Raw genomic sequence first — 20,880 nt, forward strand, 5'->3', positions numbered from 1 at the left:
CAACCGCATCGGCCGTGCGAGCATTCCGAGCGAGCGCGGGCCGATGCGGGCACACGAAAGCCCCGGCGCGCAGGCACCGGGGCTCTCATGTGCGCCGGGTGTGTCCTGACCGGCGACGGTGGTGGGTCACGCTGGCGGGGCGGCCTCCCGCCCCGCCAGCGCTCCGATTACTTGGCGGCCTTGCGAGACCGCGACTTCTTGGCGGGAGCCTCGGACGCCTCGGGAGCAGCGGCCTCGGTGACCGCGCGACCCTTGACCTCTTCGTACTTGACCCCGTAGTACGCGGCCTCCATCATCACCTTCATGTCCGCGAGCATCGGCACGCGCGGGTTCGCCGGTGCGCACTGGTCCTCGTAGGCATTCATGGCCAGCGTGTCGAGAGAGGACATGAACTCCGCCTCGTCGACTCCCACCTCCTGGAAGGAGCGCTCGATGCCCAGCTTGTCGCGCAGCTCCTCGACGGCCACGGCATAGGCCTCGACGGCCTCCTCCGGGGTCGAGTGTGCGAGACCGAGCATCTTGGCGATCTCCTGGAACCGCTCGGGCGCCACGTAGGTCTCGTACTTGGGCCACGAGGTGGGCTTGGTGGGAACGCGACCGTTGTAGCGGATCACGTGCGGCAGGTAGATGGCGTTGGTGCGGCCGTGCGCGATGTGGAACATCGAGCCGGTCGTGTGGCTCATCGCGTGGACGAGTCCCAGGAACGCGTTGCCGAACGCCATGCCGGCGATCGTCGCGGCGTTGTGCATCTTCTCGCGAGCCTTCACCGCGGTGCCGCCTACGGTGACGGACTCCTCGATGTTCTCGAACACGAGCCGGATCGCCTGCAGCGCCATGCCATCGGTGAAGTCGTTGGCGTAGACGGAGACGTAGGCCTCGGTCGCGTGGGTGAGGGCGTCCATGCCGGAGTCGGCCGCGACGCGTGAGGGCAGGTTCGCCGTCAGCACCGGGTCGATGATCGCGACGGTGGGCGTGAGCGCGTAGTCGGCGAGCGGGTACTTGCGCCCCGTGTCCGTGTCGGTGATCACCGCGAACGGGGTCACCTCGGCGCCGGTGCCCGACGTGGTCGGGATGCACACCAGCTGTGCGAGCTCGCCCAGCTTGGGGAAGGTGAACGCGCGCTTGCGCACGTCGAAGAACTTCTCCTTCAGGTCAGAGAACACGACCTCGGGGTGCTCGTACATGAGCCACATCACCTTGGCGGCGTCCATCGGCGACCCACCACCCACGGCGATCAGGGTGTCGGGCTTGAAGGCGCGCAGCACCTCGGCACCGGCCTTGACCGTGTTGATGGACGGCTCGGGCTCGACGTTGTCGATGATCTGAACCGACACGCCGTTGCCGCGACGGTGGAGCACGTCCAGGATCTTGTCCACGACGCCGATGCGGGTCATGGTCGCGTCCGTGATGATCGTGACGCGCTCGACGTTCGGCATGTCGCGCAGGTACTGGATCGAGTTGGGCTCGAAGTACGTCTTCGCCGGCACCTTGAACCACTGCATGTTGTTGTTCCTCCGGGCGATGCGCTTGACGTTGATCAGGTTGAGCGCCGTGACATTGCTGCTCACGGAGTTCTTGCCGTAGGAGCCGCAGCCCAGCGTGAGGGACGGCATCAGGGCGTTGTAGATGTCGCCGATGCCACCCTGGCTGGAGGGCGAGTTGGTGATCACGCGGACGGCCTTGACGCGGCGGCCGAACTCCTGGATGAGATCCAGGTCCTCAGCGTGGATCGCGGCGGAGTGACCCAGTCCGTGGAACTCGACCATCTGCTCGGCGAGCGTGAGGCCCTGCTCCGTGCTCTCGGCGCGCAGGACGGCCAGCACGGGGGCCAGCTTCTCGCGCGTCAGCGGCTCGGCCTCGCCCACGTGGGACACCTCGGCGAGGATGATCGAGGTCTCCTCGGGCACCTCGAAGCCAGCCTGCTGGGCGATCCAGTTGGGGGACTTGCCGACGATGTTCGGGTTGAGCTTGGCGCCGGCGCAGTTCTCGCCGCCTGCCTGGACTCCGAAGATCAGCTCCTCGAGCATGACCTTCTCCTCCGGCGTCACGCGGTACGCGTGGAGACGGTCGAACTCGGTGAGCGCGGCGTCGTAGATCGAGGCGTCGAGGATGACGGCCTGCTCGGACGCGCACACCATGCCGAAGTCGAAGGCCTTGGAGACCACGATGTCGTTGATGGCGCGCTTGAGGTTCGCGGACTCGTGCACGTAGGCGGGCACGTTGCCCGCGCCGACGCCCAGTGCGGGCTTGCCGCAGCTGTACGCGGCCTTGACCATCGCGTTGCCGCCGGTCGCGAGGATCATCGCGACGCCGTCGTGGTTCATGAGTGCGCTGGTGGCCTCGAGGGAGGGGGTCTCGACCCACTGGATGCAGTTCTCGGGGGCGCCCGCCTCGATCGCCGCGTCGCGCACCACGCGCGCCGCCGCCACGGAGGACTTCTGTGCGCTCGGGTGGAAGGAGAACACGATGGGGTTGCGGGTCTTGAGCGCGATGAGCGACTTGAAGATGGCGGTCGAGGTGGGGTTGGTGACCGGCGTGAGGCCTGCGACCACGCCCACGGGCTCCGCGATCTCGGTGATGCCGAGGATCGGGTCCTCGTTGATGACGCCCACGGTCTTCATGGTGGCCATCGAGTGGGTGACGTGCTCGCACGCGAAGATGTTCTTCACGGCCTTGTCCTCGAAGACGCCGCGGCCGGTCTCCTCGACCGCCATGACGGCGAGGGCGCCGTGCTGGTTGAGCGCCGCGACCGACGCCTTCTTGACGAGCAGGTTCACGTCGTCCTGCGTCAGGGATGAGTAGTCCGCGAGCGCCTTCTGGGCGTTGGCGACAAGGCGGTCGATCTCGTCGGAGACCGCGGTTGCGGTGGCCGGCGACTCGGTGGTGGCAGTCATCTCGATTCCTTCCGAGGGAGGACGCGGGGTGCGCCCTGATGTGACCAAGGTATGCCCGTCCGAGGCGGTTTCTCAGGGGCGATGGTCCCGGGGACCAAGGGCCCACGGCCGATGCGCGCGGGGCTCGGGGACCGCGGCGGCGGCAGGGCACGCACAAGGGCGGCGCCCCCGCCTGCGGAGGTGCCGCCCTGGTGTCGTACAGGTGACTGTCGCCAGCCGATGGAGGCCTAGCCCGTGAAGAGCGCCGCGGCCTTGATGGCCGTCTGCGTCACGCCGTACACGAGGCCGGAGCCCACCACCACCCACAGCGCGATGGCCAGGGGGTTGGTACGGCGCGGGGCCGTGTTCTTGTCGGTCATGATCATCCCTTCGTCTCGGCGAGAGTGGGCAGGTCCGCAGCGTCCTCGACCGCATCCTGCGTCGCGTCGAGCTCGTGGTGCGGCACCGCGTCGACGTGCTCGTGCCACTTCGCGGCGACGGGCCTGATCAGCAGGTTGGCGATGAAGCCGACCACGAGCACGCCCACCATGATGAGCAGCGACGGGCGGTAGAGGTCGGCGCCCTCGAGCCCTTGCGCCTCAAGGTTGTCGAGCACCGAGTTCACGATCAGCGGGCCGGCCACTCCGGCGGCGGACCAGGCGGTCAGCAGCCGGCCGTGGATCGCGCCCACCTCGAACTCGCCGAACACATCCTTGAGGTACGCCGGGATGGTCGCGAAGCCGCCGCCGTAGAAGCTGATGATCAGCACCGCGAGCGGCACGAACACCACCATCGCCGAGGGGCCGAACAGCGCGATCGACACGTATGCGAGGGCTCCGACGCCCAGGTACATCACGTAGGTGATCTTGCGGCCCATCACGTCGGACAGGCTCGACCAGCCGATGCGCCCGGCCATGTTGGCCAGCGACAGCAGCCCCACGAACCCGGCGGCCGCGGCGGCCGTGATGGCGGGGAAGAAATCCTCGACCATGGGCTTGGCGTTCTCGAGGATGCCGATGCCGGCGGTGACGTTGGTGAACAGCACGATCCACAGCAGCCAGAACGGCGCGGTCTTGATCGCGTTCGTCGCGCTCACCTGGCCGCCGCTGGAGACCTTCGATCGGTGCGCCGAGGGCACGTAGCCCTCGGGCAGCCAGCCCTTGTGCGGCACTCGCACCACCGCGGCGCCGGCCAGCATGAGGAGGAAGTAGATTCCGCCGAGCGTCAGGAACGACGGCACGAGCGCATCGGCCGGGGTGTCCGCGTAGTTGCTGAGCAGGAACTGGGACAGAGGTGCGGCGACCATCGCGCCACCGCCGAAGCCCATGATGGCGAGGCCGGTCGCGAGGCCCGGGCGGTCAGGGAACCACTTGATGAGCGTCGACACCGGCGAGATGTAGCCCATCCCCAGGCCGATGCCGCCGAGCACGCCGTAGCCCAGGTACACGAGCCACAGCTGTCCGATGGAGACGCCGAACGAGGCGACTGCGAAGCCACCCGCCCACGCGAAGGCGGCGAGCACCATCGCGGCGCGCGGCCCGGTGCGCTCCATCCAGCGCCCGCCGAACGCGGCAGACAGGCCGAGCATCACGATCGAGATGGAGAAGATCATGCCGATCTGGGTGTGACTCGCGTCGAACCTCTCGATCAGCGCGTCCTTGAAGACGCTGAACGCGTACACCTGACCGATGCTCAGGTGGACGGCGAGTGCCGCGGGCGGCACCATCCAACGGTTGTATCCAGGCGGCGCAATGGTGCGCTCACGGCTCAGGATGGACATCATCGTTCTCCCTCCGGGGAATCGAGTTTCGATGCTGACTATCGTTCCGGGAGAAAGAACCCCTTCCCAGGGACTTAGGTCACCTCAGCGCAAAGTGGGCGGCCACGGCCCGATCGTTCCGCACCCGACACTCCGCGCGGATCGCGTGTCATGGCCTCCCGCTCGCCACGACCCTCGGGCGCATAGTCTGGGACTGGTCCCCACCCCGAACGCTCAGCACCGCACGCGAGGACACCCGATGACCGATTCACCCCGCCCGTCCGTCGCGCACCTGCCCGTGGGCGCCTTCGCCATCGTCATGGGCATCGGGGGGCTGTCCGCCGCCTGGAACCACGCCGCCGTGGCCTGGCCCGTGCCCAGCGCGGTGGGCGCCGTCCTGGCATGGGCCGCTCTCGCGGTGCTCGGCGTGCTGCTCGCCGCGTATGCCGTGAAGGCCGCGAGGCATCCTCAGGCCGTGGCCGCCGAGTGGCGACACCCCATCCGCACGGCCTTCACCGCCACCATCCCGATCGCCGCGCTCATCACGTCTGCGGCGCTGGTGCCGCACCACGGGCCGACCTCCGCGGCGTTGTGGTGGGCCGGCGCGGCCACGATGCTCACGGTCTCCGTGTGGGTCATCCGCACGTGGTCCACCGATGCCCAGCTCGAGCACGTCCACGTGCATCCGGCATGGTTCATCCCGGTGGTCGGCAACCTCGTCGTGCCCCTCGCGGGGGTGGAGCATGCGCCCGTGGACATCTCGTGGTTCTTCTTCGGCGTGGGAATCCTGTACTGGCTCGGGCTGCTCCCGATCGTGCTCACCCGACTGTTCGTCTACGGGGTCATCCCTCCGCGGCTGGCGCCCACCCTGGCCATCATGGTGGCGCCGCCAGCGGTCGCCGCGATCTCGTGGGTGCGCCTCGGAGGGCAGTGGTCAGACCCGCTGGGCCGCATCCTGCTGGCCGTGGCGCTGTTCAACCTGGTCGCGCTGGTGGCCCACGCCGGGGCACTCCGCGCGGCACCGTTCGCACTCCCCGCGTGGGCGTACACGTTCCCGCTGGCGGCGGCCGCGGTGGCGTTCGTCTCCGCCTTCCACGACGGATCCGGCGCGTTCTACGGGTGGGCGGGCGGCGTCACGCTGGCACTCGCGAGCGGCTTCGTCGTGGCGCTGGCGGTGCGCACGGCGCGCGGCTTCGCCACCGGCGAGCTGCTCCTGCCCGAGCCCTAGACCACGGCGCGACAAGCAGAGCGAGGCATCAGCCGGTCGCGACGTCGCCGGGCCAGGCGCCGATTCCGCCCTCGAGCCCGACCGTGCGGGTGAGTCCGGCTGAAGCCATCTGGTCGATCGCCACCCGCGACCGGTTGCCGGACTGGCAGTAGACCGCGTAGGCGCCGTCGGCGTCGAGCTCGGCGACCGCATCGGCGAAGGTGGGCGAGGACACGTCGATGTTGACGGCTCCCGGGACGTGACCCTCGGCGAACTCGCCGGAGGTGCGGACGTCGATGATGGTGACGCCCTCGGCCTCGGTGGCCTCGGTGAACGCCTCGCCGCCCACGTGGGCGCCATCGAAGGCGACAGGGCCGGCGTCGGCGGCGTCATCCTGTCCGGACGAGCACGCGGAGAGGGCGACGGCGGCAAGGGCAGCGATCATGGCTGCGCGAAGAGTGCGGATTCTCATGCCGACCACTATACCCCTAGGGGTATCGATAGGCACAACCCGCGGCGGGTACGGCGGCTAGGCCACCGTCACCGGCAGTCCATACGATTCCAGCTGCCCCTTGACCCGCTCGATGAGCTCGTCCGTGGGCGGCTTGGTGTCTGCCAGCAGGTACGGCTCCCCCGTCGCCTCCCACTTGTACTCGCCCATCTGGTGGAAGGGCAGGATCTCCATCCGCTCCACGCCGTCGAGCGTCGACACGAACGCGCCGACCGCGTCCACGTTGTCCTCGGCGTCAGTGAGGTCGGGGACGAGCACGAATCGCACCCACATCTTCTTGCCCAGGCGCGAGAGCCGCTCAGCGAAGTCGAGGGTGGGCTGCAGCGGTCGACCGGTTACCCGCTTGTAGGTCTCCGGGAGCCCCGACTTGATGTCGAGCAGCACCAGGTCGATGTCGTCGAGGTCCTCGTCGCTGAGCCGCGCGCCCAGCAGGCCCGCGGTGTCGAGCGCCGTGTGAATGCCGAGCGCGTGCGCCTGGTGGAACACGTGGGTCACGAACTTCGACTGGAGCAGCGGTTCGCCGCCGGAGATGGTGAGGCCGCCGCCGGTGACCTCCATGACCTTCTGGTAGCGGGTGACCCGCTCCATCACCTCCTCGACGGTGTGGCGCACTCCGTTCTTCATGCGCCACGTGTCGGGGTTGTGGCAGTACTGGCAGCGCAGTCCGCATCCCGCCATGAACAGCGTCATGCGGGTGCCAGGGCCGTCGGCGCCGGTCACGAGGTCCCACGAGTGCACCGAGCCTGCGGTGTGGTCGACGATTCTCTCGGACTCCGCCAGTTCGGCGTCGGCGATCTCCATGGGCGGACCGGGCTTCAGGTCCACCGAGACAGTGTGGTCGGACATTGTGCACCTCCTGGTGCGCGAGCGAACTCTCCGGGGCCGGGGCGCCCGTCCCCACGTGGGGGACGGGGCCGCCGGGTCGTGCGCTTACAGGCCGCCGTGGAACGTGCGCGACAGCACGTCGAGCTGCTGCTCGCGGGTGAGCCGTACGAAGTTGACGGCGTATCCCGAGACCCGGATGGTCAGCTGCGGGTAGTTCTCCGGGTGCTCCATCGCGTCCTCGAGCGTCTCGCGGTTCAGCACGTTGACGTTCATGTGGAAGCCGTGAGAGACGGAGTAGGCGTCGAGCACGCCGACCAGGTTCTTGATCTGCTCCGCCTTGTCGCGGCCCAGGCCCGCCGGCACCACCGTGGTGGTGAGCGAGATGCCGTCCTGTGCGTCGTCGTAGGGCAGCTTCGCGACCGACAGCGCCGAGGCGACGATGCCGTGAGTGTCGCGCCCGTTCATGGGGTTCGCGCCCGGGGCGAAGGGCTCGCCCAGACGGCGACCGTCGGGGGTGTTGCCCGTGTGCTTGCCGTAGACCACGTTCGACGTGATGGTCAGCACCGACTGCGTGTGCTTCGCACCGCGGTAGGTGGGCTGCTGACGCACCTTGGCCATGAAGCGGTGCACGAGCTCGATCGCGATGTCGTCCACGCGGTCGTCATCGTTGCCGAAGGTCGGGTACTCCCCTTCGACCTCGTAGTCGATCGCGAGGCCGGTCTCGTCCCGGATGGGGCGAACGGTCGCGTACTTCATCGCGCTCAGCGAGTCGGCTGCGACGGAGAGCCCGGCGATGCCGCACGCCATGGTGCGCAGGATGGAGCCGTCGTGCAGCGCCATCTCCAGACGCTCGTAGGCGTACTTGTCGTGCATGTAGTGGATGCAGTTGAGCGCGTCGACGTAGGTCTCGGCGAGCCAGTCCAGCAGCCCGTCGAACGCCTCGAGGGTCTCGTCGTAGTCGAGCACCTCACCCATCAGCGGGGCGCTCACCGGCGCGACCTGCGCACCGGACATCTCGTCCCGGCCGCCGTTGATCGCGTACAGCATCGCCTTGGCGAGGTTGACGCGAGCCCCGAAGAACTGCATCTGCTTGCCGACCTCCATGGCGGACACGCAGCACGCGATGGCTGCGTCGTCGCCACACTGGGAGCGGATCAGCTCGTCGGTCTCGTACTGGATCGAGGAGGTGTCGATGGACACCTGCGCACAGAAGTCCTTGAACCCCTGAGGCAGCTTCTCGGACCAGAACACGGTCAGGTTCGGCTCCGGTGCGGGGCCCAAGTTGTACAGGGTCTGCAGGAAGCGGAAGGACGTCTTGGTGACCAGCGGGCGGCCGTCATCGCCGATGCCGCCGATGGACTCGGTGACCCAGGTCGGGTCGCCAGAGAACAGGGCGTCGTACTCCGGGGTGCGCAGGAACCTGACGATGCGGAGCTTGATGACGAAGTCGTCGACGACCTCCTGGATGTCGGACTCGTCCAACGTGCCCTCGGCGAGGTCGCGGGCGGCGTAGACGTCGAGGAAGGTCGAGGTGCGACCCAGCGACATCGCGGCGCCGTTCTGCTCCTTGACCGCGCCCAGGTAAGCGAAGTAGAGCCACTGCACGGCCTCGCGGAAGTTGCCTGCCGGACCCGAGATGTCGTAGCCGTAGCTCGCCGCCATCTGCTTGAGCTCCTGGAGCGCGCGGACCTGCTCGGCGTTCTCCTCGCGGTCACGGATCACGTCTTCGGTCGAACGCTCCATGTCGAGGATGCCGCGCTCTGCCTTCTTGGCGGCGATGAGTGCGTCGACGCCGTAGAGCGCCACACGGCGGTAGTCGCCGATGATGCGGCCACGGCCGTAGGCGTCCGGCAGTCCGGTGACGATGTGCGAGCGACGAGCGGCGCGGACGTTCGGCGGGTAGACGTCGAACACGCCGGCGTTGTGGGTCTTGCGGTACTCGCTGAAGATCTTCTCGAGCTGCGGGTCGACCGCGTAGCCGTAGGTCTCCAGGGCGTTGGCCACCATGCGCCAGCCGCCGTACGGCATGATCGCGCGCTTGAGCGGCGCATCGGTCTGGAGGCCGACGATGACATCCTCGCCCTCACGCACGTATCCGGGGGCGTGGGCGGTGATCGACGAGGGGGTCGTGGCGTCCACGTCGTAGACGCCCTTCTCACGCTCCTCGGGGAACAGTGCGGTGATGGACTCCCAGGCGCGTACGGTGCGCTCGGTGGGGCCTTCGAGGAACGAGGCGTCGCCCTCGTACGGCGTGTAGTTGGCCTGGATGAAGCCGCGGACGTCGATCGCATCGGACCACGGGCCGCGCTCGAAGGAGCGCCATTCGGCCTCGTGGGCGGCGGAGTCTGCGGCTGAGGTGGTGGGGATATCGGTGGCGGTCATGGGTGTTTCCTCCCTGGTGGGGCCGTCTCCGTAGGTAGCGGATCGAGCCGAGCCATGTACTGCACCGTGGCGACCTGATCAGGTGCCATCGGCGATAACTCGACGCTACCCCCGGGGAAAGGCCTCGCCATGGGACCAATGACCCTCGTCACTGCCCTCTGGGGTCAGTCTGCCGTACCCGGCTTCGACATGCCAGACTGTCGCTCGTCCCCCTGCTCGCGTCGACCCTTTCCGGAGCCGCCGTTGTCCGCCGTCACCCTCGTCGCCAATCCCATCCACGAGGGCTGGACGCTGACGCATGCCGGGGGCGATGCACCGTCCCAAGTCGAGCGCGCGACCATCCCCGCACAGGTGCCCGGGTCGGCCCCGCTGGACCTCGACCGCGCCGGGCTGCTCCCCGACGGCCCGCGCGAGGACGGCACCGCCGCCGACTGGATGGCGTGGTGCGAGTGGCGATACGCCACCGTCTTCGCGGCCACCCCCGCGACGGAGGGCGAACGCGTCGACCTGGTGTTCGACGGCCTCGACACGGTCGCCACCGTGAGGCTCAACGACACCGAGATCGCCCGCACCAAGAACATGCACCGCTCCTACCGGTTCGACGTGCGCGAGCTGGTGACCGGCGGCGCCAACAGGCTCACCGTCGACTTCGCCTCCGCTCTCGCGTATGCACGCGGGGTGGACGCCGATGCGCGGCGCGGCGACGTCACGCGCGCCTACCGAGGCGTGCGCAAGATGGCGTGGGGCTTCGGACCCTTCGGAGGCGCACCCGCCCATTCGGCGGGCATCCGCGGCGGCGTGCGCATCGAGCGGTGGCGCGTGGCACGGCTGGACGAGGTGCGGCCACTGGTCAGCTTCGACCGCGACACCGGTCGGGTGCAGGTGCACGTGCGCGTGGAGCGCGCCTCGGGCGAGCCGCTGACGGTGTGGGCCTCCGTCGCGGGCGCCGAGGCCAGCGCGCAGATCCCGCCAGGCGAGGTCACCGGCGTGGTGACGGTCGAAGCGCCCCAGATCGAGGCCTGGTGGCCTCACGGCCACGGCCCCGCGCGGCTCTACGACCTCGTCGTGGACCTGCATTCGACCGACGAGCGCCTGGACACGCACGCACGCCGGGTGGGCTTCCGCTCGGTCACCTTGGACGGCGCCGTCAACGCGCTGCCCGCCACGGAGCACACCACGGCCGATGCGGGCGAGGAGTTCGCGGATCCACCTCAGGTCTCGCCGCGCACCGAGCGGGTGAGCGTGACGGTCAACGATCGGCAGGTCGACCTGACGGTCGCGCTCTGGACTCCCCTCGACACGGTGCTCGCTCGCGTCACGGTGGAACAGGTGCGTGCCGTCGTCGAGCGGCAGCGCGATGCGGGCGTGGGAGTGCTGCACGTCGACGGCGTGGGCGTGTACGAGTCGCCCGAGTTCTACCAGGTGTGCGACGAGCTCGGCATGTTCGTGGTCCAGGACCCGCCGTTCGTGGGCGACGGTTACCGCACGGGAGCTCCCGTGCAGGGCGAGGCCATCGAGGAGACCCGGGAGCACGTGGCCCGGCTCGCGCCGCACCCGTCGCTGCTGACGTACGGGACCGTCGAGGACCGTGCGTACGGATCGCTGGTCTCGGGCATCATCGCGGTGCTCGACCCGGCCCGGCTCACCACCTGACCCGTCTCCCGCCTTTCCACCCGCACCCGGTTGCCCACCCGCACCCGCGTCCCCGTCAGCGCAAGTGTCGAGACGTGTGCGCTTTCGACCCGCTCGGCGCACGGCAGCTGACACTTACGGGATCGCAGCCGGCCCGGGCATCGTCAGCCCGCGCGCGCCCGACCCTCGGCCGTGAGGGTGATGCCGTCCGAGAAGGACGCGAGTGCGTCGATGTCGAACAGCGGGAGCACACGGCGCGCAATGGTCACGGTCGCCGTTCCGTCCGGCGCCGCCGTCACCTGTACCACGGCCACCTCCCCCGCCCACTCGCGTGCGTCTGCTGCCAGCCAGGCGGCGACGGCCCCGGCCATCGCGTCGTCGTCGAGCGCCACCGTGTCGTCGAGAGTCACGGTGTCGCCGCCCGCGGAGTAGTACTCCCCCGCATCGAGCTCGTCGGCGGCCGCGAGCGCGAGCTCATCAGCGAGGCTCGTCAGCCGCATGCGGTCGAGGTGCACCTGGGTGGCTGCCGCCATCACGAGCAGTGCCAGCAAGGTGAGCACCACCCATCCGAGAGTCAACAGGGTGATGTTCCCGTCGTCGTCTCGCACGTCCGTCCTGAGCCACGCCCGCGAGCGCCTCACGGCGAGAACCCCTCGACAGGCGAACGCCCGGTCGCGGAGACGTCGACGGCAACTGGCACCACCTCGACCACCGGTCCGGGCACACCCGCCAGCGGCACCGCCACCACCACCTCGGCCGTGACCGTGGATCCGGGCTCGAAGCACGGCGACGAATCGCACTCGAGAGTCACTGAAGGCTCGCCGCGCACCGAGAAGTCCTCGAGCGCGAGCGCCACCGCCGCCTGCGCCCGAGCGACCGCCGCCTCCCGCGCATCGGCCGCCGTTCCCCCGCTCTCCAGCGCGTCGAGGCCTGCCACGACGGCGCCACGGGCGGCCGACCGACTCGCGCCCTCCACGGCGAACGCCGCAGCCTGGAACTGGGCGGCCGCGATCACGAGGTAGACCACCGGTACCAGCACCAGCACGGTGACCCCGAGGAACTCGACCATGGCCGCGCCCGCGTCGTCACGACGCCTTGCCGACACGTCAGCCATCGCTGGCCTCGTCGAACGCCCTGGCCTCCACCCGCATCGTGCCCGGACCCCAGAGCCCGACGATCGGCACCGCGGCCTCGAGCGTGACCACCACCACGCCGGCGCCGTCCACCGAGTCGCGAGAGGCGCGCGCGAGGATCTCCCGGTTGCCGAGCGCCGAGCGAGCGACCTCCTCGCTGCGCGCGACGCCGTCGTCGAGCGTCCTGTCAGCGCGTGCCCCGTGACGTGCGCCCTCATACGCGCTCGACACCAAGATGTTGCGCACGTGGAGAGCAAGCACCAGTTGCAGCACCGCGAGCCCGATCAGCACCACCAGAGTGCCGACGAGCACGAACTCGACTGCCGCCGACCCCCGGTCGTGCTCAGCCCCCCGTGACGGAATCGATCGCATCGGTGAACAGGCCCTCCAACGCCGGCCCGGCGAGCGCCCAGATCGCGGCGACCAGTCCGGCAGTCATCAGCGTGATGAGCACCCAGCCAGGCACGTCACCGCGCTCCGGTTCCTCAGCCCCCACGCGTGTCATCAATCGTCGGATCATCGTGCTTCCCCCGTCTCATCGTGATGTTGCGCCATCGATTAACCCCCGAGGTCGATTGCGACCAGACCCGGGAAGACTGCGAATGCCACCGTGACGGGGAGGATCAGGAACACGACGGGCACCATCATCGCGATCTCGCGCCGCCCACCCTCCTCGACGAGTGCCTGCCGCCCCTGAGACCGTGCATCCTGCGCCTGGGCGCGCAGCACCTCGGCCAGTGGGGTGCCGCGCTCCACGGAACGAGTAGATTACTCACCATGGCAACTACCAGGCGCGCGATCACACTCGGCCGTCAGTCACGCGAGCGCGAAGACAAGAGCGCGGGCTCGCCCGAGATGCAGAAGCGGGAGACGCGAAGGTTCGTCGAAGAGAAGGGGTGGGACTTCGTCGAACACTTCGAGGACCTCGGCCGGTCCGGCTGGGACAAGGAGGCACCGCGCCCCGGCCTGGACGCTGCCCTCGCGGCGATAGAGGACCGGACGGCTGACACGCTCGTGGTCTACCGTCTGGACCGCCTCACTCGCCAGGGGCTCATGGAGGCGGCGTCGCTCCTGAAGCGCATCACGGATGCGGGCGGACGCCTGGTCTCCGCGACCGAGTCCGATATCGACGTGTCGTCGTCGATGGGCGCCATGCAGTTCGCGATGCTCTCCGCATTCGCCAAGCAAGAGTCTGAGAACATCTCGACCCGAACCCGCAAGACCAAGGCCGAGTTGCGCCTCGCGGGCTCCCACATGAGCGGCCAACCTCCGTACGGTATGCGCGCCGTTCGTGCTGCGAATGGCCGACTTGTTGTGCGGATGCTAGAGCCCTACGAGGCAGAAGCGAAGCACGTTCGCGATGCCTTCAGCGCGGTACGCGACGGACGGTCGATAGCCGAGGTGGCGCGGGAGATGAACGCTAGAGGCCTACGCACGCGGCCGACGTCCAAGCGCCCTGACGGCGCCGAATGGACGACTTCGGCGCTCTCACGTCTGCTCCGAAATCCGACCATCGCGGGCTACATGCCCGAGACGCGTTCCCAACCTGCGGGATCGGGTAGGGCCTCGCGCGACGGCGCCACGCCGCGCGACGAACGTGGACGTATCGCTATCGCGCGAGACGCGGACAACAATCTGTTTCAGCCGTGGGCGCCCATCGTGGACCCCGGCCAGTGGCATGAGTTGCAGGATGCCCTCGACAAGAGACCCCGGCTGCGCGGCAAGACCAAGACCCCTTCATTGTTGGGTGGAAACGGTCTTCTGCGCTGCGCTGAGTGTGGCGGCCCGATGTTCGCTGATCGGGCAAGAACCCGGGCGGCGTATCGGTGCAGTTGGCACCGAACGGGACGTACTCGCCTCGAATGCCCGGGCGTCTCCGTGGCACTCGATCCCACTGACGACTTCGTGGCGCTGGCGGTCTTCTCACGCCTGGCGACCCTCGCGCCTACGCCTATGGGCCCAGACGATGACGATTCACTTCGCGATGAAGATGCGGCGCTCCTGCTCACGCTGACGGAGCGTTTCGCGGCCCGGGAGGAGGATCCCGAAACTACGGCGCTTCGTGCGAGGCTTCGCGAGACGATCGCACAACTCGAAGGTGCGTTGTATCGTCTGGATGATGACCGCCAAGAGGGTTTCTACGACGGCGCTCTCGGTACGGAGAGATACCGCCGCCAATCGGCGACGCTGAGCGCCAAGTATGCCAAGGCGACCGAGGCGCTAGAGCAGGTGCCGGTCGCGACTGGAAACGGCCTGGTCCCTTGGCTGGACGCGCTCTCTACGACTCAGGACCCCAACGAGGGACCGTTAGGCGATGGGTCGATCTGGGCGAAGTGGGACGTAGCAGAGCGACGGGACTTTCTGGCACTGGTGATCGATCACGTGCGGGTGCGCAAGGGAACGCGCAACGGCGGCGTCTTCGATGCCGCTAGCCGTCTGGAGATTCGTTGGGCGACAGGACCCTCCACGCCGTAGCGAGCACCTCGGCACACTCCTACTACGAGGGGCGGCTCCGGCTCTATCCGTGTCTGCTCTTATGGAGGTCCCCGTGATTGACCCTCGTCCCTGCGCCGTATGCGCCGCCCCGCTCGCGCCGACCAAGCGCTCCGATGCCCGCTTCTGCGCCACTCGATGCCAGGAGCGCGCCCGCTGGGCCCGGCGGCGCCGCGAGATGCTCGCTGGCCGCGAAGCCCTCTCCACTTCCTAGTTTCAGGTGCGCGCCCGCCCAAATCCCGTGTCGGGGTCCGAGCGCGCACCTGTCTCATCCTCGGCGCGTTGGTCCGCGTCGTTTGAGTGCCGTCCGCTCTCCTGGCGCGCGCGGCACGCCCCGTGCGGGTAGGGTCCGCGCGGTCGCGGCGATGGCTTCCAACATGCGCCGCACCTGCGCCTCGCACTGGTTCTACTGGTGCCCGGCGCGGCAACGCGTGGCCCCTCGGCTCGCCACGCACGCATAGGCCGCCCCTGCGCGCCGCCCGGCTGCGCGAGCAGCGCGGGGCGGCCTATGCCCCTTCTGTCTTTCCCCCGCTCACTCCGGCGCCAAGGCGCGCCCCGTGAGAGATCCCCAGAGCCCTCCGGAGCCAGTGGTCCCGGCTTGCGGCTCGCACCCAGGTGGTGACTCCCCCTATCCCTTCGGCTCCCCAAGGAGTACCCATGCCCAATGAGTTCCTCAACCCCGAAAAGGTCGCGGCCCTCGCTGCGACCCTCGCCGCCGCTGACCTCGGCCTGACCCAGCACGTCTACCGCGACGTCGCCTCAGACTTCGGTCAGGGCGTGTCTGGCAAGACCGTCCAGATCCGCGTGCCCGGCGTGACCACGACCGGCTCGCGTCCCGTGGGCTCGACCGAGAACTACGTCCAGGGCTCCCTGACGGAAACGTCGATCCCCGTGACCCTTGAGAACGAGATCTACTCCTCGGTCCCCATCACCCTCGACGAGGCAGACCTCGAACTGAAGGACTTCGGCGCCCAGGTCCTGCGCCCGCAGGGCCAGTCCGTCGCCCACCAGATCGATAAGGCCGTGGCGGACGCCATGGCAGCGACCTCGCCCGAGGCGTCGATCGTCTACGACAGCACTAATCCGCGTGCCAGTCTGATCCGTGCCCGTGCGGTCCTGCGCGCCCGTGGCGTGAATGCGAACCGGGCCCTGACCGCGATCGTCGGAGCGAACGTCTTCGCCGACCTCGCCGAGGCGAACGTCCTCGAACCGGCCGCGAACGGCACGTACCACGTCGCCGGTATGGCGGTGGTCGAGAACACTCTCGTGAGCCCTTACGCCCTTTACGTGATGGTCAAGGAGGCCTTCGTGGCGGCTGTCCGTGCGCCGGTCCCCCCGCATGGCGCGGTCACGGCTGCCAGCGTCACTGCCAGCGGCATGGCTCTCACGCACATGATCGGGCTCAACATCGCCAATGGCGTCTCGTCCTCGGTCCTGACCGCCTTCGTCGGAGTGGCGCCGCTTCCGCTTGCGGTGGCGAACTATGAAAGCGGCTCGGTCGACCTCGTCGACGGCGGCGGCGTGGTGGCCGTCAACACGACCGGCGCGTGAGCCTGGCTCTCCCCCCGGACGTCGACGCTTTAGCGACGCGCCTGGGCCTGCTCCTCTCGGATCTGTCCGGGGTGGAGCGGGCCCGGGCCTCGGCCGCCCTGGCCGATGCGACGGCCCTCGCGCTGGATGAGGTCGCGCCGCACGTCGCGGCGGACTGGTCTCTCGGCGCCCCGGCGAGCGTCCACGTCATCATCCTGAAGGCGGCCCGCCGCGAGTACGAGAATCCGCAGGGATTGCGCTCGGAGACCGTCGGCGAGCATGGCGTCACAATCGCGTTCGCGTCCGGCGTCTACCTGACCGAGCCCGAGAAGCGCTCGATCCGTCGCGCCGCGACCGGTCGTGTCGGCGGCTTCGTCGGCACGGTCCGCACGCCCTCCGCTTACGCCCCGGAGACCCCCAGCTGAACAAATCGTGAGCGCCCCTCACAAATCTTGAAAGGCCCTGGCCCTACGTCGCCCTGCCCCGGCCGATTGGCCGCGCGAGAGCGCCGCCTACGCGGCAGTGAGCAGATCCGCGAACGCTGGCCCACTCCTTCCACATCACAAGAGATCGACCCGCTGCCACCGCCCCGGCGCGGGTCGTTCTCTTGGCCCTCTCACTGTGACGTCACGAAAGGAACCACGATGCCCCTCACCCCCGCCCCGCCCTCGCGCTGTCTGACCTGCGACCGCGCGCTACCGCAGGACGCTGACCCCCGCCGCCTCACGTGTTCCGATGCGTGCCGTGCCCGCCGCTACCGCGAGCGCCGTGCCGCCGAACTGAAGCGCCTTCGCGCCCTCGTCGGCGAGTGAGTGTAGGAAGTGTAGTTCTGAAGGTACTTCTGATTCAGGTCTCCAGTTCATCTCTCCCTAGCGTCACCGGCTCCCTGCCTCCCTAACAGCGATCTAGCAGGCCTTGCCAGTGCGCCTTTCCTCCCTGGAGCCTCACTGAGCGTCCCTATGTAAATGGCGCTGAAGTGCTGTGTAAGCGCGCCGGGAGAGCCTCCGGCTCTTTGATCGGCCGGAGGCCGTTTACACGCCGCTGAGCCACTGCGCGCCGTATTACAGCGCACTTGCAACTCCGGGCACCGCCCGAGCCCCACACCTCCCAGAGCCCGCCCACGGGCCGCCGAAAGGATCCGCGCCATGACTCGCCCCGCCATGGCCGACGCGCGCGAGCGCCTCGGCCTCGACCCCCTGCCTACCGGCCCCGAGGACGGCCTCCTCGCCGCTCTTCACGCCGACCCCGTCGCCGCATTGCCTGAACCATCGACCGCCCGCCGAGACGGCGCTCTCCCGGTCGCCCTGCTCCCTGTGGGACACCTCACCGCCGACGCCCGAGCCCGGGGCCTCTCCGGGGGCGCGGGCCGCGCCTACGCAATCGACGGTCGCGCCGTCTCTGCCGCGTCCGCCGCGTCGCTCCTTGCCGACGTGCTCGACGACGCCGCTGCGATCCTCCGCGCCGAGGAGGAGACCGTCGAAGCGCTCAACGGGGAGCGGCGCATGATCGCGGGCTACTTCTTCGACGTCGCAGAGCCCGACGAAGACGTGCGGGAGACCATGCGGCAGATTCACGAGGCCGTCGGCTGGACCACGGGCGCCGAACGCGCACTCCGATCTCCCGGCTCGGCAAGACTCATCGAAGACCGCGCCGACACGATCGCGCGCCTCGCCCGCGCCCTCGACGCGACGGCGCTGTCGCTGCGAACGTCGGCCGCCGCTCGGCGCACCTTGCTCCCGCTGGTCCGCGACCACCTCGCACCCGACGCCGCGCCCTCGCCTGACGAGGCGGCCGCATTCCTGGCGCGCTTCGACGGCGAGGCCACAGTCCGCCGCTCAACGGTCTGGGACGCATACGAGACCGAGGGCTCGCCCGGGGCCCTCGATCGACCTGCGCTCTATGCCCTCGCGGATGACCGCTGGGGCCGCTCTGTGAAGTCCTCCGGCTACCCGCTCTGGCGCCCGATCTCGGGCACCCGCTCACGCCGCCCGGCGCTGCGCCTGTCCTGAACCCCAAGCCACAAGAGAGGAACCGACATGAATGGCAAGAAGGGCCGTATGAAGAACCGAGGTCACGGCTGGCTGGCACCGACCATCGCCCACGACCGCAAGGCGGCACCCTGGCGCAACAAGGCGAGCGAAGCCGCTGCGCTGGCCGCCCACGATCGTCCTCGCAACCGTGCCGAGCGGCGCGCCCGATGACCGAGCCCGACACGATCGAGATCCGAGGCCACTCGCTCGACGGCATCGGTTGGGCGGTGCGCGTCCCGGCGCACTCGCCGCAGGCGGCCCGCCTATCTCGCGCCGCCGAGTGCACCAACGCCCGCCGTGCGGATCAGCGCCGCCTGTCGGCGATCGTTGACGACCCTGACCGCGCGAACGAGGCCGCCTCGATCGCTGCCCGCCTGGCGGCGCCGACGCTGGATCGTCTCGCAGCACGGCGCCCGGACTACCTCACCGCTCGCTACTACTCCGGCCCGCTTGCCCCGCTGGCGGCCGATGCCCGCGACCACCTGCACCACTCAACCCACCTGGAGGACTGACCCATGCCCATGCTCGAACCCAAAGACCAGACCAATGCGACCAATGCCGAGTTCATCGCGACCGTATGCACAAAGTGTCCATTACTTCGCGACTGGCCCCACGCGGACGTGTTGGGCCTGGCCGCGAACGTGGCGACGCTCGCCTATGGTGACGATCTCCCGGCGGTGTGGTCACTGCTCGACGGCGTCGGCATGGACCGCCACCAGGGACGGGCATTCGCTCGCGAGGTGCTAGTCAGCCTGTACCCGGCCGCAGTGTCGATTCCCGCGCACTCCGAACCGGACGGCGAAGACACGTAGCGACACCTATGGAATCGGACGCCTTCCACGCAGGCGGCGCCACAGTCGCCCGGCACGTACGCGGATGCTGATCTGATCCTCCTGCGGCGCGAAGTCCCACACGAAACTCGCGGGGTCTTCGTGCACGCGCTCGATCGGCTCGGCTTCCTCGCGGAGCCACCAGCGTCCGGCCGCGTCGCGAAACACTACTTCGTGACAGGTCCCGATGACCATGAAGCGCGAGCGTAGTGGAGCAAGAAACTCAGCGACGGTCTCCGAGTGCGGCGGCACGATTCCGATCACGCCCGTTGCGGCGACATCATTGTCGAGGTAAATCCGGACGTTGACTTTGGAGACGAGTTCGTCGCTAACGTTGCACACTGCGACTGTATAGATCACCTGGTCCTCGGCGGCGATGAAGAGGTCCCGACCCTCTTTGTCTTGGACGTCGAGCGGAGCACTCCCACCTGCGGCGAAGGTACGCCCATCAAACCGAACCGTCGCACCGTCCGCGAGCGCCGGGAACTTGGCGCCCTTGATGACGGTCCTGACATGCCTCGTCTCGGAGTAGACCAAGCGCGCTTGCGCTTTGCGCCGTCGGGACACTTCGAGCGCGAGCGACACCGCAGCAATGAGGAAAGCGAGGCCCGTGAGGATCGCCGCTACCCATTCGGGCCAGGTTCCTAGTCCTATTCCGGCGCCCGCATCGACCGGCACCGTGGGGACGAACGAGGCTGCCGGGGTAGGCCATGGGTCGACTGGGGGCGAGATCACGTCCACAACCTAGCGGACCGCGCTCAACTGCTCGCGGGGTGGGGGCTCCCCCCTCCCCGGGGGTCGGCCAGTCTCCCGGAGCGCATAGCGGCTGCCGTGATGCGTGCGCACGGCCCGGTTCCCCGGCGAGTCCACCTTGACCCACTTCCCACACTCGCGCCCGGCGCTCAGCGTCGCGCTGCACCCTCATATCCCTGACACGGAGGACCCCTGATGACTGAACCAATATTCGACCTGCCCGACCACTGGACTACCGCCGCGCGCGAGACCGTCGAGGAGGTCCTCTCCGTCCGCCCGGACCTTGACGGCGCCGATCTCGGCGCGCTGGAGCAGGCCGCCGAACTGATCTCCCAGGCCGACGCCCTTCGCGACGTCGCGAGCGCCGCCGGATGGGTCTCGCGCTCCGACTCCGGCGCCGAGGTCCCGCACCGCGCGGCTGCCGAGGCTCGCCAGGCTCGCGCGTCGGCGGCGGCGATCCTCGGCCGCCTGGTCGACGTCAACGCTCAGACCGACCGCTCGGCCGCTGGCCGTGCCCTGGCCCGCAAGCGGTGGGCCCGATGAAGCGGGTTCGCTCTGTCCCGCTCCCGGCGCGCGCGGTGGAGATCTCGCCCCGTCACTGGCGTTCGGGCGAGACTCTCCCGCCCCTGACCCTCTCGCCTCCGCGTCGCGGCGGTTGGACTCTGGATCGTGCCGCGAAGGCCGCCCGCGCGTACGCGCACGAGAACGGGCTCGGCGAGAGCGCTGCCCGCTCGGCGTTCCGGGCGATCGCGGTGTACGCCCATCCGCGCCCGTCGTCGATGCCGCCCGATGCCCACTATGTCCCGCCGCTGGCGCTTGCGGCGATGCGTGCTCGTCTGCGCGACGGCCGCGATCCGCTCGCGCTGGACTGACACACCGAAGCCCCCGCCCTCCTCTGAGAGGGCGGGGGCTTTCGTCGTTT

General features: G+C 69.1%; 22 protein-coding genes and 1 pseudogene. 11 read left to right on the plus strand and 12 right to left on the minus strand.

Features of this window, described 5'->3' with window-relative positions; all coding sequences use genetic code 11:
* Positions 1 to 167: 167 nt before the first annotated feature.
* The 3 genes from adhE to QQX02_RS03015 all read right to left on the minus strand — a co-directional run bounded on the left by adhE (position 168) and on the right by QQX02_RS03015 (position 4,653).
* Positions 168 to 2,894, minus strand: a complete 2,727-nt coding sequence (gene adhE / locus QQX02_RS03005; RefSeq protein ID WP_301141126.1) for a bifunctional acetaldehyde-CoA/alcohol dehydrogenase — start codon at positions 2,892 to 2,894, stop codon at positions 168 to 170.
* A gap of 227 nt (positions 2,895 to 3,121) precedes the next feature.
* The gene (locus tag QQX02_RS03010) at positions 3,122 to 3,253 is read right to left on the minus strand and encodes an MFS transporter small subunit (protein ID WP_274519730.1); all 132 of its coding nucleotides are present in this window, start codon (positions 3,251 to 3,253) and stop codon (positions 3,122 to 3,124) included.
* A gap of 2 nt (positions 3,254 to 3,255) precedes the next feature.
* Positions 3,256 to 4,653 carry an L-lactate MFS transporter gene (locus QQX02_RS03015; RefSeq protein WP_301141130.1) on the minus strand — a complete coding sequence of 466 codons (1,398 nt, stop codon included), beginning with the start codon at positions 4,651 to 4,653 and terminating at the stop codon, positions 3,256 to 3,258.
* Positions 4,654 to 4,891: 238 nt separating this feature from the next.
* On the opposite strand from QQX02_RS03015, the gene QQX02_RS03020 reads away from it, so the two are divergent.
* Positions 4,892 to 5,860 carry an SLAC1 anion channel family protein gene (locus QQX02_RS03020; protein ID WP_301141131.1) on the plus strand — a complete coding sequence of 323 codons (969 nt, stop codon included), beginning with the start codon at positions 4,892 to 4,894 and terminating at the stop codon, positions 5,858 to 5,860.
* A gap of 28 nt (positions 5,861 to 5,888) precedes the next feature.
* On the opposite strand, the gene QQX02_RS03025 is transcribed toward QQX02_RS03020, so the two are convergent.
* From QQX02_RS03025 to pflB, 3 genes are all read right to left on the minus strand, one after another.
* Positions 5,889 to 6,311 carry a rhodanese-like domain-containing protein gene (locus QQX02_RS03025; protein ID WP_301141132.1) on the minus strand — a complete coding sequence of 141 codons (423 nt, stop codon included), beginning with the start codon at positions 6,309 to 6,311 and terminating at the stop codon, positions 5,889 to 5,891.
* A 57-nt stretch (positions 6,312 to 6,368) separates the two neighbouring features.
* A complete protein-coding gene (gene pflA / locus QQX02_RS03030) occupies positions 6,369 to 7,196 on the minus strand; it encodes a pyruvate formate-lyase-activating protein (protein ID WP_301141133.1) in 828 nt (275 codons plus the stop codon).
* Between the two features lie 84 nt (positions 7,197 to 7,280).
* Positions 7,281 to 9,557 (minus strand): formate C-acetyltransferase, encoded by a 2,277-nt coding sequence (pflB, locus tag QQX02_RS03035; RefSeq protein WP_301141134.1) that lies wholly within the window; start codon positions 9,555 to 9,557, stop codon positions 7,281 to 7,283.
* Between the two features lie 243 nt (positions 9,558 to 9,800).
* On the opposite strand from pflB, the gene QQX02_RS03040 reads away from it, so the two are divergent.
* Complete coding sequence (locus tag QQX02_RS03040; protein ID WP_301141135.1) at positions 9,801 to 11,210, plus strand: glycosyl hydrolase 2 galactose-binding domain-containing protein; 1,410 nt, start codon at positions 9,801 to 9,803, stop codon at positions 11,208 to 11,210.
* Positions 11,211 to 11,353: 143 nt separating this feature from the next.
* Here QQX02_RS03040 and QQX02_RS03045 read toward each other — a convergent pair whose 3' ends face one another.
* From QQX02_RS03045 to QQX02_RS03065, 5 genes and pseudogenes are all read right to left on the minus strand, one after another.
* Positions 11,354 to 11,797 (minus strand): pilus assembly protein TadG-related protein, encoded by a 444-nt coding sequence (locus QQX02_RS03045; protein WP_301141137.1) that lies wholly within the window; start codon positions 11,795 to 11,797, stop codon positions 11,354 to 11,356.
* Between the two features lie 29 nt (positions 11,798 to 11,826).
* Positions 11,827 to 12,303: a pilus assembly protein gene (locus QQX02_RS03050; RefSeq protein ID WP_301141138.1), complete on the minus strand. Its 477-nt coding sequence runs from the start codon at positions 12,301 to 12,303 to the stop codon at positions 11,827 to 11,829.
* Positions 12,296 to 12,694 (minus strand): TadE/TadG family type IV pilus assembly protein, encoded by a 399-nt coding sequence (locus tag QQX02_RS03055; RefSeq protein WP_301141139.1) that lies wholly within the window; start codon positions 12,692 to 12,694, stop codon positions 12,296 to 12,298. Before QQX02_RS03055 ends, QQX02_RS03050 begins: the two co-directional genes overlap by 8 nt.
* Positions 12,666 to 12,827, minus strand: a complete 162-nt coding sequence (locus QQX02_RS03060; RefSeq protein ID WP_301143766.1) for a hypothetical protein — start codon at positions 12,825 to 12,827, stop codon at positions 12,666 to 12,668. The genes QQX02_RS03055 and QQX02_RS03060 overlap by 29 nt, the downstream gene beginning before the upstream one ends.
* A 53-nt stretch (positions 12,828 to 12,880) precedes the next feature.
* Positions 12,881 to 13,081 (minus strand): annotated as a pseudogene (locus tag QQX02_RS03065) (type II secretion system F family protein); the annotation flags it as partial.
* An 18-nt stretch (positions 13,082 to 13,099) separates the two neighbouring features.
* On the opposite strand from QQX02_RS03065, the gene QQX02_RS03070 reads away from it, so the two are divergent.
* The 7 genes from QQX02_RS03070 to QQX02_RS03100 all read left to right on the plus strand — a co-directional run bounded on the left by QQX02_RS03070 (position 13,100) and on the right by QQX02_RS03100 (position 19,187).
* Positions 13,100 to 14,797, plus strand: coding sequence for a recombinase family protein (locus QQX02_RS03070; RefSeq protein ID WP_301141140.1), 1,698 nt, complete (start codon positions 13,100 to 13,102; stop codon positions 14,795 to 14,797).
* Between the two features lie 675 nt (positions 14,798 to 15,472).
* Positions 15,473 to 16,366, plus strand: coding sequence for a major capsid protein (locus tag QQX02_RS03075; protein WP_301141141.1), 894 nt, complete (start codon positions 15,473 to 15,475; stop codon positions 16,364 to 16,366).
* Entirely contained in the window at positions 16,363 to 16,770 is a 408-nt protein-coding gene (locus tag QQX02_RS03080) for a hypothetical protein (protein ID WP_301141144.1), read from the plus strand. Before QQX02_RS03075 ends, QQX02_RS03080 begins: the two co-directional genes overlap by 4 nt.
* Positions 16,771 to 17,490: 720 nt before the next feature.
* On the plus strand, positions 17,491 to 18,354 hold the full coding sequence (locus tag QQX02_RS03085; RefSeq protein ID WP_301141146.1) for a hypothetical protein: 864 nt from the start codon (positions 17,491 to 17,493) through the stop codon (positions 18,352 to 18,354).
* Positions 18,355 to 18,381: 27 nt separating this feature from the next.
* The gene (locus QQX02_RS03090; protein WP_301141148.1) at positions 18,382 to 18,546 is read left to right on the plus strand and encodes a hypothetical protein; all 165 of its coding nucleotides are present in this window, start codon (positions 18,382 to 18,384) and stop codon (positions 18,544 to 18,546) included.
* The gene (locus QQX02_RS03095; protein WP_301141150.1) at positions 18,543 to 18,887 is read left to right on the plus strand and encodes a hypothetical protein; all 345 of its coding nucleotides are present in this window, start codon (positions 18,543 to 18,545) and stop codon (positions 18,885 to 18,887) included. Before QQX02_RS03090 ends, QQX02_RS03095 begins: the two co-directional genes overlap by 4 nt.
* A 3-nt stretch (positions 18,888 to 18,890) precedes the next feature.
* Positions 18,891 to 19,187: a hypothetical protein gene (locus QQX02_RS03100; RefSeq protein WP_301141152.1), complete on the plus strand. Its 297-nt coding sequence runs from the start codon at positions 18,891 to 18,893 to the stop codon at positions 19,185 to 19,187.
* A 6-nt stretch (positions 19,188 to 19,193) separates the two neighbouring features.
* Here QQX02_RS03100 and QQX02_RS03105 read toward each other — a convergent pair whose 3' ends face one another.
* Positions 19,194 to 19,883, minus strand: coding sequence for a hypothetical protein (locus QQX02_RS03105; protein ID WP_301141154.1), 690 nt, complete (start codon positions 19,881 to 19,883; stop codon positions 19,194 to 19,196).
* 270 nt (positions 19,884 to 20,153) lie between these two features.
* Here QQX02_RS03105 and QQX02_RS03110 point away from each other — a divergent pair, with 270 nt between their 5' ends.
* A complete protein-coding gene (locus QQX02_RS03110) occupies positions 20,154 to 20,501 on the plus strand; it encodes a hypothetical protein (RefSeq protein ID WP_301141156.1) in 348 nt (115 codons plus the stop codon).
* Positions 20,498 to 20,830 (plus strand): hypothetical protein, encoded by a 333-nt coding sequence (locus QQX02_RS03115; protein WP_301141157.1) that lies wholly within the window; start codon positions 20,498 to 20,500, stop codon positions 20,828 to 20,830. Before QQX02_RS03110 ends, QQX02_RS03115 begins: the two co-directional genes overlap by 4 nt.
* Positions 20,831 to 20,880 lie beyond the last annotated feature (50 nt).

The sequence above is a fragment of the Demequina muriae genome (assembly GCF_030418295.1).
Lineage (GTDB): Bacteria > Actinomycetota > Actinomycetes > Actinomycetales > Demequinaceae > Demequina > Demequina muriae.

Bases quoted from the DNA above. Each gene is read 5' to 3' on its own strand.
- adhE (WP_301141126.1), bottom strand. From the start codon at position 2,894: ATGACTGCCACCACCGAGTCGCCGGCCACCGCAACCGCGGTCTCCGAC.
- QQX02_RS03010 (WP_274519730.1), bottom strand. From the start codon at position 3,253: ATGACCGACAAGAACACGGCCCCGCGCCGTACCAACCCCCTGGCCATC.
- QQX02_RS03015 (WP_301141130.1), bottom strand. From the start codon at position 4,653: ATGTCCATCCTGAGCCGTGAGCGCACCATTGCGCCGCCTGGATACAAC.
- QQX02_RS03020 (WP_301141131.1), top strand. From the start codon at position 4,892: ATGACCGATTCACCCCGCCCGTCCGTCGCGCACCTGCCCGTGGGCGCC.
- QQX02_RS03025 (WP_301141132.1), bottom strand. From the start codon at position 6,311: ATGAGAATCCGCACTCTTCGCGCAGCCATGATCGCTGCCCTTGCCGCC.
- pflA (WP_301141133.1), bottom strand. From the start codon at position 7,196: ATGTCCGACCACACTGTCTCGGTGGACCTGAAGCCCGGTCCGCCCATG.
- pflB (WP_301141134.1), bottom strand. From the start codon at position 9,557: ATGACCGCCACCGATATCCCCACCACCTCAGCCGCAGACTCCGCCGCC.
- QQX02_RS03050 (WP_301141138.1), bottom strand. From the start codon at position 12,303: ATGGCTGACGTGTCGGCAAGGCGTCGTGACGACGCGGGCGCGGCCATG.
- QQX02_RS03055 (WP_301141139.1), bottom strand. From the start codon at position 12,694: ATGCGATCGATTCCGTCACGGGGGGCTGAGCACGACCGGGGGTCGGCG.
- QQX02_RS03060 (WP_301143766.1), bottom strand. From the start codon at position 12,827: ATGACACGCGTGGGGGCTGAGGAACCGGAGCGCGGTGACGTGCCTGGC.
- QQX02_RS03070 (WP_301141140.1), top strand. From the start codon at position 13,100: ATGGCAACTACCAGGCGCGCGATCACACTCGGCCGTCAGTCACGCGAG.
- QQX02_RS03075 (WP_301141141.1), top strand. From the start codon at position 15,473: ATGCCCAATGAGTTCCTCAACCCCGAAAAGGTCGCGGCCCTCGCTGCG.
- QQX02_RS03085 (WP_301141146.1), top strand. From the start codon at position 17,491: ATGACTCGCCCCGCCATGGCCGACGCGCGCGAGCGCCTCGGCCTCGAC.
- QQX02_RS03090 (WP_301141148.1), top strand. From the start codon at position 18,382: ATGAATGGCAAGAAGGGCCGTATGAAGAACCGAGGTCACGGCTGGCTG.
- QQX02_RS03095 (WP_301141150.1), top strand. From the start codon at position 18,543: ATGACCGAGCCCGACACGATCGAGATCCGAGGCCACTCGCTCGACGGC.
- QQX02_RS03100 (WP_301141152.1), top strand. From the start codon at position 18,891: ATGCCCATGCTCGAACCCAAAGACCAGACCAATGCGACCAATGCCGAG.
- QQX02_RS03110 (WP_301141156.1), top strand. From the start codon at position 20,154: ATGACTGAACCAATATTCGACCTGCCCGACCACTGGACTACCGCCGCG.
- QQX02_RS03115 (WP_301141157.1), top strand. From the start codon at position 20,498: ATGAAGCGGGTTCGCTCTGTCCCGCTCCCGGCGCGCGCGGTGGAGATC.